Here is a 14705-nt window from a genome sequence, read left to right as displayed (position 1 = left end):
TTCAGGAGTACCCACTCAGTCCGGTGCCGACCAGGGCGGATTCTTCTTCGCCAGCTCCTCGTATTCGGCGACCTCCTGCGGGGTCGGGTCCAGGCCCGCCTCTTCCGCGAACTCCTCCGGATCGGTCACGTCGTCGTCCGGAGCGGTCACGTCGTCGCCGGGCTCGGTCATCACGACCGGCTCCCCAGCGCGCCGCGGATGAGGTCGCGGGCCCGGTCCATGATCGCCGCGGGCGGGCCCAGCAGCAGGTTCGCCTTCGCGCTTTCCACGCCGGGGTGCGGGCGGGTCGGCCCGACCGCTTCGGCCACCTTGGCGGTCGCGGCCATCGCCCGCAGCCGCTCCGGCGGGCGGTGGGCCCGCAGCAGCGGGAACTCCTCGCGCTCTTCGTGGTCGGCGTGCGCGAGCACGTCATCGCGCAGCTGGACGAGCAGGGTGTCGAAGCCGTCGGCCTCCGGGCCCATCTTCTGCAGGGTGGTCAGCAGTTCCTTGGCCCGGTGCTCCTCGCCCAGCCGGGCCTCGACGACGGGCTCGGCCGCGGGTTCCAGATCGCGGATCTCCGGGTGCACGACCAGTTCCTCCGCTGTCTCGTGCACGGCCAGCAGCCGCACGAGGTCGTGGAACAGCTCCCGCCGCCGGTCGCCCTCGGCGGTCTCCAGCGCGGCGAACAGCTCGCGGATCTCCCGGTGCTGCCGCTGCAGCAACTCGATGACGTCCTCGTCGTGCTGCGCCATGACGGCCTCCTCTCGGTCTCGTTCTCCGGTCGGAAGCGACGTTCCCCGTCCCGGACGGGTTACTCGTCGCGGCGGGCGACTGTGAGCCACAGCGCGCCCAGCGCGGCCACACCGAGACCGGCGACGGTCCACCAGGACCACCAGCCGAAGAACGCGACGACCAGCCCGACGGCGACCAGCACGCCCCCGCCGACGGAAGCGGTGTCATCGTCGGCCCGCACGGTGAAGGCCATCAGCCCACCTGCCCATCGACGGCGGCCACGACGAGCGCGGCACAGCGCGGCACGGTCAGGCCTCTTTCCTTCGCCATCGAGACCAGGGCCGCTTGGGCGGCGGCGCGGTTGAGTCCTTGCGCGGCAAGGACTTCCAGCGCCAGGCCGACGACATCGGTGGCGGGCGGGGTGGCGGTGCGCACGGGCATCGGAAGACCTCCGGCTCATTCGGCGGCGAAACGAACGCGACCGGATACCCCGCCGCGCCGGGTTTCACACCCCTTCACCGAACCCGTCCGGGTGGCGTGGGCTCAACTCCCGTCGAGCCTTGCTGCGGCGGCCACCCGCGAGCGGCGGCGGGCCGGTGCCGCTCGACCCGCCGCGAGCACCCCGGCGCGCCAAGCAACCCGCGCACCCGATCCCGGCGAGCCCCACCGCACAGCCGCAACCCACCACCACCCACCCGGCGCGCGCTCAGCTCCCGGCGAGCCACACCGCGGTGTCCGGCGGCAGCCGGCCACCGTCAAGCGGCCCGCTCGCCAACAGCACCCGCGCGTCGCCGGACAGCTCGCACGGCTCCTCCCCCAGGTTCACCACACAGCCGAACCCCGGCTCGCGCGCGAACCACAACACCCCCTCCGGCGCGGGCGACCACGTCAGCGTCCCGTCCCCCAAGGCGGGATGCGCCCGGCGCGCCGCGAGTGCCGCGCGGTACAGGCGGAGCATCGAACCCGGGTCGGCCGCCTGGGTCTCGGCGGTCAGCGTCCGCCAGCCGGCCGGCTGTGGCAGCCACGTCGGCACGCCGTTGCCGGTGAACCCGAACGGCGGCGTCGTTCCCGACCAGGGCAGCGGTACCCGGCAGCCGTCGCGGCCGCGGCGGGTGCGGCCGGAGCGCTCCCACGTCGGGTCGGCGAGCACCGCTTCGGGCAGGTCCTCGACCTCCGCCAGGCCCAGTTCCTCGCCCTGGTATAGGTAGGCGCCGCCGGGTAGCGCGAGCATCAGCAGCAGCGCCGCCCTGGCCCTCCTCGTCCCCAGCGCTCCGCCGCCGAAACGGGTGACGTGCCGGACCACGTCGTGGTTCGACAGCACCCAGGTCGCCGGTGCGCCGACCGCGTGCAGTGCCTCCAACGTCCGGTCGATCACCGCGCGCAGCGCCTCCGGATCCCAGGCGCAGCGCAGGAAGTCGAAGTTGAACGCGGTGTGCAGCTCGTCCGGGCGGACGTACCGCGCGAGCCGGTCCGGGCGGTCGACCCACGCCTCGGCGACGAACACGCGGTCCGGGCCGAACTCGGCCGCGACCCGCCGCCACGACCGGTAGATCTCGTGCACGCCGTCGCGGTCCCAGTGCGGGTGGCGGCTGCGGTCGGGTGGCCGCACGATCTCTTCGTCGTCGATGCCGAGGTCGGGGAACGCCGGGTCCTTGAGCAGGCCGTGCGCGACGTCGATGCGGACGCCGTCGACCCCGCGGGCGAACCAGAACCGCAGCAGGTCTTCGAAGTCGGCGCGCACCTCGGGGTGGTCCCAGTCGAGGTCCGGCTGCTCCGGGGCGAACAGGTGCAGGTACCACTCGCCGTCCGGCGCCCGCGTCCACGCGGGTCCGCCGAAAACGCTGCGCCAGTCGTTCGGCGGCCGGTCGCCGCGGCCGGACCGGAAGTGGTAACGGGCCCGTTCGGGCGAGCCGGGGCCCGCGGCCAGCGCGGCCCGGAACCACCGGTGCCGGTCGGAGGTGTGGTTCGGGACGACGTCGATCACGACGCGCAGCCCGAGCCGGTGCGCCTCGGTGATCAGCGCGACGGCGTCGGCGTCGGTGCCGAACAGCGGGTCGACCGCCCGGTGGTCCTCGACGTCGTACCCGCCGTCGACCATCGGCGAGCGGTACCACGGCGTCGTCCACACGGCGTCGACCCCGAGTTCGGCCAGGTAGCCGAGGCGGGCCCGGAGACCGGCGAGATCGCCGGTGCCGTCGCCGTCCGCGTCGGCGAAGCTGCGGACGTAGACCTCGTAGACCACGGCGTCGCGCCACCAGTCGACCATGCACCCGAGTATCTACGCTGGAGGCCGTGACCGACGCGTGGGAATGGGACCCGTCCCTCTATTCGGGCAGCGCGGAATACTACGCGCGGGGGCGGGTGGCGTATCCCGCGGAACTCGCCACCGCCTTCGCCGCCGAGCTCGGGCTGGACGGGTCGGGACGGCTGCTCGACGTCGGCTGCGGACCGGGCTCGCTGACGCTGCTACTGGCGGGGCTGTTCGAGGAGGCGGTCGGGCTCGACGCCGACGGCGACATGCTCGCCGAGGCGGGCCGGCTCGCGGCGGACGCCGCGAACTGCCGCTGGGTGCACCGGCGCGCGGAGGAGCTGCCGGCCGGGCTGGGCCGGTTCCGGCTGGTCACCTTCGCGCAGTCGTTCCACTGGTTCGACCGCCCCCGGGTCGCGGCCGCGGTGCGGGAAATGCTGACGTCGGACGGGGTCTGCGCCCACGTGCACGCGTCGACGCACGAGAGCGCGCACCCGGCGATCGCGGAGCTGGTGCGCGAGTACCTCGGCCCGGTGCGGCGCGCGGGCCGCGGTTCGCTGCCGGCCGGCACGGCGGGCGGCGAGGCCGCGATCTACCGCGCGGCGGGCTTCCACGGCCCGCGGCGGTTCGAGGTGCCGGGGCGCGTCGTGACGCGCACGGTCGACGAGGTCGTCGCCGGCGTGTTCTCGCTGTCGAGCTCGGCGCCCCACCTGTTCGGCGCGCGGCGGGCCGAGTTCGAGGCGGAGCTCCGGCGGCGGCTGGCCCCGGCGGAGACGTTCACCGTGCGGTTGCGCGAGATCGCCGTCGACCTGTGGTTCACCAGGGGTTGTTGAAGTCCTCGTCCTCTTCGACGGCGGCCCGCGGACGCCGGGCGGCCCGCGGCTCGTCCCGCACGGGCCGCGGCGCCGGCTCGAACCCGGCGGAGTACGCCTCCGCGTCGAAGGCGGAGGCCGGTTCGGCGTGCGACCGGTCGGTGCTCCAGCCGGACTTGGTCTTGCGCTGCGCCATTTCGCGGACGTGCTGGACGTACCGTTCGGCGGCCTGGACCTGCTTGGTCATGTACTCGTGCGAGCGCGCCTTGATTTCTTCGCCCTGCTGTTCGCGCAGGGCGCGGCGGTCGGCCTGTTCGCGGACGAGGCCGTCCAGCTGGGCCTTCATCGCGGCGATGTCGGTCATGCGTCCTCCTACCGGGTCCGGGCGGACGGCGGGTCTTCGTCGTCGAGGGAGCCGATGATCCGCCGCCCGGGCTCACCGAGGTTGTCGAAGACGGCGCCTTCGATCCGGTAGGCGGGCGCGCGGCGTTCGGTGTCGCCGCCACCGCCCTGGGCGCCGGCCCCGCCCATGGCGCCCATGCCGGGCATCGACGAGCCGGGTGCGCCGGCGGCCCCGGTCATGCCGGGCGCGCCGGCGGCCGAGGCGAACGCGGGCTGGGGCTGGGCGGTGCCGGTGTGGGCACCGCCGGAGACGGGGGTTTCGCCGAGCCCGGCCGGGTCGAAGCCCGCGCCGGAGAAGCCGGCGTGGGCGCCGCCGCCGATGCCGGCCGCCGCGGGGGCGGAGTGGGCACCGCCACCGGACGAGGTCGGGTCGCCGAAGCCGCCGCCGGGGCCCGAGTCGCCGCCCCCGGGCCCGCCGCCGGTGCCGGAACCGCCGCTGTGCGAGCCGTCCCCGCTCCCGGGCTTGCCATCCGCGCCGTCGGGCGAACCGGCGTGGTGTGAGTCGCCGCCGGACGAGGCCGGGTCGCCGAAGTCACCGCCGGGCTTGCCATCCGCGCCGGTGGGCGAAGCCTGGTCGGGGGCCGCGAGGTCCGCGAGGGTGCCCCGGTGGGTGGGCAGGTCGTCGACCTGCTTGGCGGGCGTGCTGCCGAGCGCGTCCGCCTGCTTGTCGTCCTCACCCAGCGTGTACGTCGTCGGGGTGCCCTTGCCGTCGTCGACCGTCACCACCGTGGGGCCATCCGGGCCGTCCGGGCGCTCGGCCGTGATCTCGAGGTCGCCGTCGCGGATGTGGATCTTGCCGTCCGGGCCGGGGCGGTACGTGTCCGTGTCCGTCCCTTGTGGACCATCGGCGGGCTTTCCGGTGTCGGACCAGTCGAGCTTGAAGTCCTTCGGGTCACCCGGGCCGTCGCCGACCTTGATGTCCATCTTGCCGTCGGAGTCCGGCTCGGTCATCTCGAACGTCTTGTCGCCCTGCTTGACCTTCAGGACTTCCGGCTCGTCGTCGCCCTTGCCGTCGCCGAGGAGGCTGTCGGGCTTGCCGGCGGGGTCGGTCTCGATACCCGGGCCGCCGAAGTCCTTCAACGCGTCCGCGGCCTTCTTCTTGGCCTCTTCCGCGGCCTGCTCGGCCGCTGCCTTGCCGTCGTCGGCCCCCGGACCCGAACCGGGCGCCCCGCCGAGGCCGCCGGCGCCGTCGCCGGACTCCGTCTCGATGCCCGGGCCGCTGAACTCCTTCAGCGCGTCCGCGGCCTTCTTCTTCGCCGCTTCGGCGGCTTCCTGACCGCTGTCGGACGGCGGCGTCACCGAAGACGGTGTCGTGCCCTCGGACCCCGCGCCCGGACCGCCGCCCGACCCGAGGCCGGCTCCGGCGCCCGAGTCGGTCTGGATGCCCGGGCCGCTGAACTGGTTCAGGGCGTCCGCGGCCTGCTTCTTCGCGGCCTCGGCCGCCTGTGCCGCCTGCTGCTTGGCCGCTTCCGCCGCGGCCGCGGCGTCGTCCTGGCCCGCCGACGAACCCGCGCCGCCGCCCGCGGAACCGCCGCCGGACGGTGTGGACCCGTCCGGGATCGGCGGCACCGAACCGCCGCCACCCGCGCCCGAGCCGCTGCCGGCGCCCGCGCCGCTCGGCAGGTCGGTGCCCGAGCCGCCGCCCGAACCCCCGCCCGGCGCGCCGGACCCCGCGTTCGTCTCGGGAATCGACGGCACCGGCCCACCGGCGCCACCGGACCCCGAACCAGACCCAGAACCCGAGCCGGACCCGCCGAAACCCGAACCGGACCCACCCGAACCCGAGCCGCCCGAACCGGAACCACCGCCGAACCCGGAACCCGCCCCGGCGCCCGAACCGTCGGGACCACCGGGACCACCGCCCGAACCACCGGCGGCACCGGAACCGCCCGAACCCGAACCCGCCCCACCTCCGGGACCCCCGGGCGCGCCTGGGCCACCCGTCGAACCCGGCCCACCCGGCAGCGAAACGCCCTCGAACTCGTTGCGGATCCCGCCCATCACCTTGTCGAGCGCGTCGTACGCCTGGTCGACGAGGTCCTTCGTGTCCTTGCAGGTCTTCGCGAAACCCTGGTACAGCCGGTCCCACATATCGGGGTTGAACTGGTTCTGCACCCACTGCTTGGCCAGGTCCTGGCCGTGCTTCTTGATCTCGTCGCCGTCGCAGCACCCCTGGTCGTTGAGCGTCTCGACCAGGTTCGTCCCGAAGTTCAGGTCCATCCAGCCCGCGATCTGGGCCAGGTCCTTCTCGTTGCCGGCCTCGCCGTTGGCGACCGCCACGACCTTCTGCGCCATCGTGTAGTCGGCCTTGCCCACCAGGTCCGTGTACATCCCGATGACCGCGTCGGCCTTGCCCTTGCACAGCTGGAACACCGTCGTGGCCGTGCTCAGCGTCGCCTCGCTCGCGGTGCCGAGCGTCTGGGACAGCTTGGCCGCCTTCGGCTGGATCTTGTCGTTGTAGGTGTCCGACGCCGCGTCCGCGCCCGCGCCGCTCCAGCTCTGGTACAGGCTGCCCAGCTGGGAGCCGGTGTCCTGGAGGGTGCGGTCCACCGTCTCCGCGCCGCGCTTGAAGTGCCCGGCGTCGGCGACGAAGTCCGCGAAGCTGATCCCGCGCTGCTCGTCGAACGGCGCGCGGATGTCCTTGTCGAGGTCGAGCGCGCGGGTGTTGCCGCGGCAGTCGGGCGGGAGCTTCGCGAGCAGCGACCCGAACGTCTCGAACAGCTTCAGCGCGGGCGCGGCGGCGTCGAAGATCTCGTCGGACGTCTTGGTCCCGCTGCTGCTGTCGGCCGCGGGCGGCTTCGTCTCGTCGAGCTTCTTCTTGCCGTCGTCGACGGCCTTCTTCTCCTGGTCCTCGTTGTAGCTGTTCTGGTCGCCGCTCTGCTTCGCCTTGTTGTAGGCGTCATCGACCGACTGGCCGGCGAACAGCGGGTTCGCGTTGAACGCCTGCGCGTACTTGTCGGCTTCGGCCCGCTTCTGCTTGATCTCGTCGGGCTCCTGGTCGGCCAGGAACGGCGGCGGTGGCGGGTTTTCCCGCAGCCAGCTGCTGATCAGCGCGCTCTTCTGCGCCGGCGGCACGCTCGGGTCGTCCAGCAGCGCCTTGACGTCGGACCAGCTCTTCTTCTCCGCCATCAGAGCGCGCCCCCGGCGTTGGTGATCGTGCCCGACTGGCTGTCTTCGTTGGCGCTGTAGCTCGCCCCGGCGGTGCCGAGGTTCGTGCCGAACGAGCCGAGGGTGCTGCTGTAGCCGGAAACCGCGGCCCACAACGCCTGCGCGCCGGCGGTGTACTTGGTCGCGTGGGCACCGTGCGCCCGGCCGAACTTCTCCGCGGTCACCTGCGCCGTCTGCAGGTCCGGGTTGTCGTCCAGCAGGTGTTCCGCCAGGTCGCCGATCGTCTTGGCCGCCGCCGACAACGCTTCCGTCGTCGCGGTGTACCCCCCGCCGCTCATTTCAGCGCCCCTCACTTCTCAGTGCGTCCGCCAGCACGTCGGCCACGGATCCCACGTCGGTGAACCGGTCGAGCCGGTCCAGGTCGATCGTCACGCCGTAGTAGATCTCCAGTGCCGCCAGCAGCTTGATCCGGCCCTTCGAGTCGATGCCCAGCTCCTCCAGGGGCGCGTCGGGCTCGACGAGAGCCGGGTCGAGCCGGAAGGTGTCGCAGACGACCTTCGTGACCTCGGCACGGTGATCACTCACGGTCGCCACCATAACGTGCTTTCGCGGCCGACCGGGCGACCTTGCCGCTCGATGTGCGCGGAAGTCCACCGGAAGGGACCAGACGTACCGCGCGCAGCGTCAGACCGTGTTCGCGGGACACCGCGCGCAGCACCGCGCGGCGCACTTCCCGGTCGTCGGCGTCGATGCCGCGGGCCCGCTCGGCCACCACCACCGCGCCCTCGCCTTCGTCGTCGATGACGCCGAACGCGGCGACGCGGTCGCGGCGCACCGCGGGATGGGCCTCCGCGGCCGCCGCTTCGATGTCCTGCGGGTGGAAGTTGCGGCCGTCGACGACGATGAGGTCCTTGAGCCGTCCGGTGACGTACAGGTCGCCGCGGTGCACGACGCCGAGGTCGCCGGTGCGCAGCCAGCCGCCGAGACCGTCGAGGGTGGCGCCGAACGCGGTGACGTCGCCGCGGCCCCAGTAGCCGTCGGCGACGTTCGGGCCGTGCACCCAGATTTCGCCGACCTCGCCTTCGGGCTGCTCCCGGCCGTCGTGGACGACCCGGACGAGCTGCCCGACGGGACGGCCCACCGACACGAGCTCCTGCCCGCCTTCGGTTTCGACGGCCCGGCCCTGCGCGAGGGCTTCGCGGTCGAACACCGCGCCCCGCGGCCCGTCTTCGTCCGCGCTCGCCACATACACGGTGGCTTCGGCGAGCCCGTACGACGGCCGGTGCGCTTCCCGCCGGAAGCCGCGGGGTCCGAACACCTCGTGGAACCGCTCGATCGTGCGCGGCCGGACGGGTTCGCTGCCGTTGAGGGCGACGCGGACGTCCGAGAGGTCGAGGTCTTCGCCGGTGTCGGCGTCGGCGGCGAGGTCGTAGGCGAAGTTCGGCGCGGCGGTGAACACCGCGGGGTACCCGGCGAGCTGCCGCAGCCAGCGCGCCGGGGAGTGCACGAACTCCGCCGGGGCCATGAACACCGACCGCCCACCGGCGAAGACCGGCAGGCACAGCAGCTGGATCAGGCCCATGTCGTGGAAGAACGGGATCCAGCCTGCGCAGGTCGTGCGCTCGTCGACGGCGTAGGCGAGGCTGCCCTGCCAGCAGGCGGCGACGATCGCGCGGTGCGGGATCACCGCCCCGGCCGGTTCGCGCGTCGACCCGGACGTGTACTGGAGGTAGGCCGGGCTGTCCGGCGTGACCGGCACCGGATCGGCGCCGGGCCCGGTGAGCTCGTCGACGACCACGACGTCCTCGTGCGCGGGCAGTCCCGCCGCCGCGGCCGACGACGTCAGCCACACCCGCGCGCCGCAGTCGTCGAGCACGCCGGCGAGCCGGCCGGCCTGCGCGGGGCTCGACGGCGCCATCAGCGGGACGGCGATCAGCCCGGCGGCCAGCGCGCCGAAGAACGCCAGCGGGTAGGCGAGTTCCTGGCCGGCGAGGATCGCGACCCGCTCCCCCGGTGCGGCCACCCGGCGCAGCTCGCCCGCCACCTCGCGGACCCGGGCGGCGAACTCGGCCCACGTCAGCGTGTGCTCCACACCGGTTCGGTGGTCCTGGTGGGTGAACAGCGGACGCTCGTCATCGGCGCGGGCGAACAGCCGCTCGACGATCGACGTGCGCAGCACCGCGTCGGGCACGGTCACCGGCGCGGTCGGACGGGGCACGCCGGGCAACCTACCGGCCGCCGGAAACCGGGTTCACCCCCGGGGCGCGCGCGGGTACGGTCGCAGACCATGGCCGTACCGGAAGCGCTGGTCTCCGCACTCGCGGACGAAGACCGGCTGCAGCTCTTCGCCCGCATCTGCACCGCGCCCGACGGGCTCGAGGCGTCCCACGCGTCGGCCAAGCTCGCCAAGCGGCTCGTCGACGCGGGACTCGTCACCGAGGCCGAGGGCCGCTACCGGGCCGTGCCGTCGGTGTTCCGCGACGCGCTCGCCAAGGCCCCGGTCGATCCGCTCGACGCGCTCTTCCGGCACGGCCGGCTCGTCTCGATCCCGCATTCGGGCAAGCGGCGGCAGCTGGTGCTGGCCTACCTGGCCGAGCGTTTCGAGCCGGGCCGGCTCTACACCGAGCAGGACGTCCGCGAGAAGCTTTCGATGGTCCACGACGACCACGCGACGCTCCGCCGCTACCTCGTCGACGAAGGCCTCCTGCAGCGCAGCAACGACGGCGGCGCCTACGGCCGTCCGTCGGAAGCGCGCGCCGCCGGCTGAGTCGCCGGCAGGGGCGCTGTCGACCGCGGCCGTCGAGAGAAATTCTCACCCCCGGTCGTCGAAGTCCTCGGGCCGCAGGCCGTCGAGCTCGGCGCGGAACCGTTCGACCTCGGCTTCGGCGTCGAGGACATCGGCGGCCGGGCCTTCGGTCTCCTGCTCGACTTCGAGCTGCACCGCCGCGACGTCCAGCACCTCTTCGGCGACGCGGATGGGCGCGCCCTGGCGCAGGCCGAGCGCGACGGCGTCGCTCGGCCGCGCCGACACGCGGGTGCCGGACTTGAGGACGAGATCGGCGTAGAAGATGCCGTCCCGCACCTCGGTCAGCTCCACCGCGGCGAGGCCCTGGCCGAACGCCGCGAGCACGTCGCCGAGCAGCTCGATCGTGCCCGGGCGTGGCTGCGCGATCTGTTCCCGCGCCCGCACGAGGGCCTCGGCCTCGCCGTACCCGATCATGATCGCCAGCCAGCGCCGGGCGCCCTCCGGCTCGCGCAGCAGCATCAGGGGTGCCTCACCCGGCACCGGAACGGCCATCCCCACCACTTCGATCGGGATCACGCTGACCACCGCACCCTCCGTGTCGCGGGATTCCTCATTCCCCCGCGCGCGGAATACCCAGAACGGCGGCGTCACAATCCGCCGGGCCGGCTCTTCTCGGCTGCGGACTCCGCTCCCACGCCTTGCCCGGGCCCGGCGGGCGCTGTCACCGTCGGGGCGTGGAACCGACGATTTCGCGCAGTGTGACCGTCTCCGCCGACCCGGGCACGGTGTGGTCGTGGGTCACCGACCTGCCGCGGATGGGCGAGCTGAGCCCGGAGAACGTCGGCGGCCGCTGGCTGGACGGCACCGGCCCCGCCCTCGGCGCGCGGTTCCGCGGCCGCAACCGCAACGGCGAACTGCAGTGGTGGACGCGGGTGCGGGTGGTCGCCTTCGAGCCGGGCCGCCGGTTCGCCTTCGACGTGCGCACGCCGCTCGGCTCGCGCGTGTCGCGCTGGGAGTACGTGCTGGCGCCGGCCACCGGCGGCTGCGTGGTCACCGAGAACTGGTACCGGATCGGCAGCTGGGTGGTGCGCAGGTTCATGGGGCCGCGCGTCACCGGCCGCGCGGACCGGCCCGGCTACAACGTCCGGTCGATCGAGCACACCCTGGCCGCGCTGCGCGCCCGCGCCGAGGAACGGGCCGCTGCGTGAGTCTCTTGTTGAAACCCATTTTGTCCGGCTAGGTTGCTTTACCGAACCTAAGAGGACCATGACCGACGCCCCGCCGAAGCCCGGCCTCGTGCTGCTGGTCGTCTCGGCGGCCGCGTTCCTCGCCGCGCTGGACACCTTCATCGTCACGATCGCCTTCCCCGGCATCCGGGCGGCCTTCCCCGGCGACGACCTGGCGGCCCTGTCGTGGGTGCTCACCGGCTACACCGTGCTGTTCGCCGCCTGCCTCGATCCTGGTGGCCGGGCTGTCCCTGGCGCCGGGACCGCTGGTGGTGGTCGGGGTGTCGATCCTCGGCGGCCGGTTCGCGCACCGCTTCGGGCCGGGCCCGGTGGTCGCCCTCGGCGGCGTCTCGTTCGGGGCCGGGGTGCTGGTCTGGGTGCTGCGCATGGGATCGGTGCCCGGCTACGCGGGGTCGATGCTGCCGGGCCAGGTGCTGACGGGCCTCGGCGTCGGCCTGATCATGCCGAGCCTGTCGGGGGTGGTCGGCACGGTCCTGCCGCCGTCCCGCTGGGGCGCGGGCTCGTCGATGGTGAACACGGCCCGGCAGATCGGCACGGTCCTGGGCACGGCGGTGCTGATCGCGGTGTTCGCCGGGACGCCGGACCTGGCGGACTTCCGCCGCGGCTGGCTGGTGATCCTGACGACGGCGGCGGCGACGTGCGCCGGCGGCCTGCTGATCGCCGCCCGACGGCGGACGGACCACTACGCCGAGCCCCAGGCCTCGTCCAGCACCGCGAGCCCGGCGTCGATGCTCGCCGAGGGGATCGAACCGTAGCCGAGGACCACGCCCTGGCGCGGGAAACCCCCGCAGAGGTCCGAAAGCGTCTGGATCGCCGCGCCCGCCGCGGCCGCGCGGGCCGCGATCGGCTCCAGGTCCGTGTCGTCGCCGGCCAGGGCGCACAGGTGCAGGCCCGCCGCCGAGGGCACCACGCTCAGCCGGCCGGCGAAGACCCGGTCCAGGGTCGTCGTGATGCGCTCGTGGCGGTCCGCGTAGACCTTCGTCGCGCGACGGAGGTGGCGGGCGAACAGGCCTTCGTCGATGAAACCGGCCAAGGCGGCCTGCGCGGGCAGGTCACCGTGCCAGCCGGACAGCTGCCGGGCGTGGTGCAACGCGTCGCGCAGTGACGCCGGCGCGATCAGGAACCCCAGGCGCAGCATGGGAAGCAGCGTCTTCGAGAACGATCCGACGTAGGCCACGCGCCCGTCGCGGTCCAGGCTCTGCAACGGTTCCAGGGGCCGGTCGGAAAACCGGAACTCGCTGTCGTAGTCGTCCTCGACGACGACCGCGCCGGCCCGGTCCGCCCACGCCAGCAGGGCCGCGCGCCGGGCGAGGGACATCGGCGTGCCGAGCGGGAACTGGTGCGACGGCGTGACGTACACCAGTTTCGCGCGCGACGGCAGCGCGGCGACGTCGAGACCTTCGCCGTCGACCGGCACGCCGACCACTTCGGCGCCGTGCGAGGCGAAGAGCAGCCTGGCCATCCGGTAGCCCGGCTCCTCGACGGCGACGCGGTCGCCGGGTTCGAGCAGCACGCGGCACAGCAGGTCGAGGGCCTGCTGGGCGCCTTGGGTGACGAGCACGTCGCCGGCGTCGGCCCGCACCGAACGGGAGACGCCGACGTGCCGGGCGATCGCCGCGCGCAGGCCGGGGTGCCCGCCGGGCTCGGCGTAGTGCGCGAATCCCGCGGTGTCACGGAGTTCCCGCGCGAGCAGGCGCCGCCAGGTGTCCAGCGGGAACAGCGCGGCGTCGGGAATGCCGACGCGGAAGTCGAACGCCGGGCCGGGCCCGGTGCCGGCCGGGGCCGGCAGCGACCGCCACACCGCCGTCGGCCGCGGACCGCGTTTCGCGGGGACCTGGCGGGGCTTCGGCGGCGGGAGCTCCGCGCAGACGTACGTGCCGGCGCCGACGCGGCCGGCGAGGAACCCGTCGGCGGTGAGGCGGTCGTAGGCCACCGCGACGGTGTTGCGCGAGACGGCCAGCCGCCGCGCCAGCTCCCGCGTCGGCGGCAGCCGCTCCCCCGCGCGCAGCCTGCCGTCGAGCACGGCGTCGCGCAGCTGGCGGTAGATGCGGACGCTGAGGTCGCCACGGCCCGCCAGGCTGACGTGGAAGTCCATCTGTCGAGGCTATATTGGCCCAATCCGAGTGGTCGGAATTGGATCTGGGATCGGGCCAAGTTCCGCCCTAGCGTTCTTCGCATGACAGTGCTTCTGGAACGGCTTCCCGAACGTCCGAAGAACCGGTCGGCGGGCCGGCTGCTCACCGCCGCGCAGCTGGCGGGCTCGCTCGGCGACGGCGCGTTCCTGACCTGCTCGGTCCTGTTCTTCACCCGGATCGCCGGCCTGACGCCGGCGCAGGTGGGGCTCGGGCTCACGCTCGGCTGGGCGGTCGGTTCGGTCGCGGGGGTGCCGCTCGGCCGCCTCGCCGACCGCCACGGCACCCGCGGCTCGGCGGTGCTGCTGGCACTGGCGACGGGCACGTCGATCCTCGCCTTCCTCGTCGTGCGCTCGCCGGTCGCGTTCGTCCTGGCCGCCTGCGTCTACGGCAGCTGCCAGACCGGGCTGGCCGCGGTCCGCCAGGCACTGCTGGCCGCGCTCGCCGATCCGGAGCGGCGCACGCGCGTCCGGGCGCACCTGCAGTCGGCGGGCAACGCGGGCCTCGCCGTCGGCGCCGGACTGGGCGGCCTCGCGCTCTCGGCCGACACGGCCGCGGCGTACCTGACGGTCTTCGTCCTCGACGCGGCGGCCTTCGTGGTGACGGCGGCGCTGCTGCACGCGCTGCCGCGGGCCCCGCGGGCTTTCCCGCGCCCGGGAGCGCCGAAGTCCGCCGTGCTGCGCGACCGGCCGTACGCACTGGTGACGCTGCTCAACGCGGTGCTGTTGTTGCGCATGCCGCTGCTGAGCGTCGCGATCCCGCTGTGGATCGCCGACCACACCGCGGCCCCGGGCTGGACGGTGTCGGCGTTGTTCGTGCTCAACACGGTCGTGGTGGTGGCGCTGCAGGTCCGCGTCGCGGGACGGCTGACTTCGCTGGGATCCGCGGCGCGGATGGTGCGCCGGTCGGGTGTGGTGCTGCTGGCGTCCTGCGTGGCGTTCGCGCTGTCGGCGCTGGGGACGTCACCGGCGGTGGCGTTCGCGGTCCTCGTGGCCGGCGCGCTGGTGCAGGTGCTCGGCGAGATGCTGCAGTCGGCGGGTTCGTGGGAGATCGGCTTCGCCCTGGCGCCGGCGGACAAGCAGGGCGAGTACCAGGGCTTCTTCGGCAGCGGGACGTCGGTGGCCCGCGCGGTGGGCCCGGTGCTGCTGAGCACGGTGGTGATCGGCGGGGGCGTCGCGGGCTGGCTCCTGCTGGGCGTGGTGTTCCTGGCCGCCGGTTGGGCGATGGGCCCGGCGGTCCGCTGGGCCGCCGCCACCCGCTGACCCGAGCGCCCCAATGTGGCCTTCGGTGCGTGGGACG

17 protein-coding genes are annotated in these 14705 nt (G+C 73.9%); 5 read left to right on the top strand and 12 right to left on the bottom strand.

The window, feature by feature from the left end; all coding sequences use genetic code 11:
• Positions 1 to 15 precede the first annotated feature (15 nt).
• The 5 genes from I4Q55_RS08685 to I4Q55_RS08665 form a co-directional block, all read right to left on the bottom strand.
• Entirely contained in the window at positions 16 to 174 is a 159-nt protein-coding gene (locus I4Q55_RS08685; protein WP_206786452.1) for a hypothetical protein, read from the bottom strand.
• Positions 171 to 731: a hemerythrin domain-containing protein gene (locus tag I4Q55_RS08680; protein WP_206785523.1), complete on the bottom strand. Its 561-nt coding sequence runs from the start codon at positions 729 to 731 to the stop codon at positions 171 to 173. Before I4Q55_RS08680 ends, I4Q55_RS08685 begins: the two co-directional genes overlap by 4 nt.
• 59 nt (positions 732 to 790) lie before the next feature.
• A complete protein-coding gene (locus tag I4Q55_RS08675) occupies positions 791 to 964 on the bottom strand; it encodes a hypothetical protein (RefSeq protein ID WP_206785522.1) in 174 nt (57 codons plus the stop codon).
• Positions 964 to 1152, bottom strand: coding sequence for a hypothetical protein (locus I4Q55_RS08670; protein ID WP_206785521.1), 189 nt, complete (start codon positions 1150 to 1152; stop codon positions 964 to 966). Before I4Q55_RS08670 ends, I4Q55_RS08675 begins: the two co-directional genes overlap by 1 nt.
• 265 nt (positions 1153 to 1417) lie before the next feature.
• Positions 1418 to 2977, bottom strand: coding sequence for an alpha-amylase family glycosyl hydrolase (locus I4Q55_RS08665; RefSeq protein ID WP_206785520.1), 1560 nt, complete (start codon positions 2975 to 2977; stop codon positions 1418 to 1420).
• A 26-nt stretch (positions 2978 to 3003) separates the two neighbouring features.
• Here I4Q55_RS08665 and I4Q55_RS08660 point away from each other — a divergent pair, with 26 nt between their 5' ends.
• Positions 3004 to 3792 (top strand): class I SAM-dependent methyltransferase, encoded by a 789-nt coding sequence (locus tag I4Q55_RS08660; RefSeq protein WP_206785519.1) that lies wholly within the window; start codon positions 3004 to 3006, stop codon positions 3790 to 3792.
• Here I4Q55_RS08660 and I4Q55_RS08655 read toward each other — a convergent pair.
• Genes I4Q55_RS08655 through I4Q55_RS08635 form a run of 5 tightly spaced genes read right to left on the bottom strand, consistent with a single transcriptional unit; the run spans position 3776 to position 9499 of the window.
• The gene (locus I4Q55_RS08655; protein WP_206785518.1) at positions 3776 to 4135 is read right to left on the bottom strand and encodes a hypothetical protein; all 360 of its coding nucleotides are present in this window, start codon (positions 4133 to 4135) and stop codon (positions 3776 to 3778) included. The two genes, I4Q55_RS08660 and I4Q55_RS08655, sit on opposite strands and share 17 nt — an antisense overlap.
• Positions 4136 to 4143: 8 nt before the next feature.
• The gene (locus I4Q55_RS08650; protein ID WP_206785517.1) at positions 4144 to 7302 is read right to left on the bottom strand and encodes a WXG100 family type VII secretion target; all 3159 of its coding nucleotides are present in this window, start codon (positions 7300 to 7302) and stop codon (positions 4144 to 4146) included.
• Entirely contained in the window at positions 7302 to 7619 is a 318-nt protein-coding gene (locus I4Q55_RS08645; RefSeq protein WP_206785516.1) for a hypothetical protein, read from the bottom strand. Before I4Q55_RS08645 ends, I4Q55_RS08650 begins: the two co-directional genes overlap by 1 nt.
• Before the next feature lies 1 nt (position 7620).
• Complete coding sequence (locus tag I4Q55_RS08640; RefSeq protein ID WP_307793159.1) at positions 7621 to 7866, bottom strand: acyl carrier protein; 246 nt, start codon at positions 7864 to 7866, stop codon at positions 7621 to 7623.
• Entirely contained in the window at positions 7859 to 9499 is a 1641-nt protein-coding gene (locus I4Q55_RS08635; protein WP_206785514.1) for a fatty acyl-AMP ligase, read from the bottom strand. Before I4Q55_RS08635 ends, I4Q55_RS08640 begins: the two co-directional genes overlap by 8 nt.
• Positions 9500 to 9568: 69 nt before the next feature.
• Between I4Q55_RS08635 and I4Q55_RS08630 the strand changes: the two genes are divergently transcribed.
• Positions 9569 to 10048, top strand: coding sequence for a DUF2087 domain-containing protein (locus tag I4Q55_RS08630; protein ID WP_206785513.1), 480 nt, complete (start codon positions 9569 to 9571; stop codon positions 10046 to 10048).
• A gap of 45 nt (positions 10049 to 10093) precedes the next feature.
• Here I4Q55_RS08630 and I4Q55_RS08625 read toward each other — a convergent pair whose 3' ends face one another.
• Positions 10094 to 10612, bottom strand: coding sequence for a bifunctional nuclease family protein (locus I4Q55_RS08625; RefSeq protein ID WP_206785512.1), 519 nt, complete (start codon positions 10610 to 10612; stop codon positions 10094 to 10096).
• Between the two features lie 149 nt (positions 10613 to 10761).
• Here I4Q55_RS08625 and I4Q55_RS08620 point away from each other — a divergent pair, with 149 nt between their 5' ends.
• Positions 10762 to 11235 (top strand): SRPBCC family protein, encoded by a 474-nt coding sequence (locus tag I4Q55_RS08620; RefSeq protein ID WP_206785511.1) that lies wholly within the window; start codon positions 10762 to 10764, stop codon positions 11233 to 11235.
• 254 nt (positions 11236 to 11489) lie between these two features.
• Entirely contained in the window at positions 11490 to 12029 is a 540-nt protein-coding gene (locus I4Q55_RS08615) for an MFS transporter (RefSeq protein ID WP_307793158.1), read from the top strand.
• Here the strand turns inward: I4Q55_RS08615 and I4Q55_RS08610 are convergent.
• Positions 11957 to 13369, bottom strand: a complete 1413-nt coding sequence (locus I4Q55_RS08610) for a PLP-dependent aminotransferase family protein (protein WP_206785510.1) — start codon at positions 13367 to 13369, stop codon at positions 11957 to 11959. The two genes, I4Q55_RS08615 and I4Q55_RS08610, sit on opposite strands and share 73 nt — an antisense overlap.
• Before the next feature lie 81 nt (positions 13370 to 13450).
• Between I4Q55_RS08610 and I4Q55_RS08605 the strand changes: the two genes are divergently transcribed.
• Complete coding sequence (locus tag I4Q55_RS08605; protein ID WP_206785509.1) at positions 13451 to 14668, top strand: MFS transporter; 1218 nt, start codon at positions 13451 to 13453, stop codon at positions 14666 to 14668.
• The last annotated feature ends 37 nt before the right edge of the window (positions 14669 to 14705 follow it).

Source organism: Amycolatopsis sp. MtRt-6 (assembly GCF_017308975.1).
Taxonomy (GTDB): Bacteria; Actinomycetota; Actinomycetes; order Mycobacteriales; family Pseudonocardiaceae; genus Amycolatopsis.
Note: the sequence above shows the minus strand (reverse complement) of the source record. Positions and strands in the feature narration are given on the sequence as shown.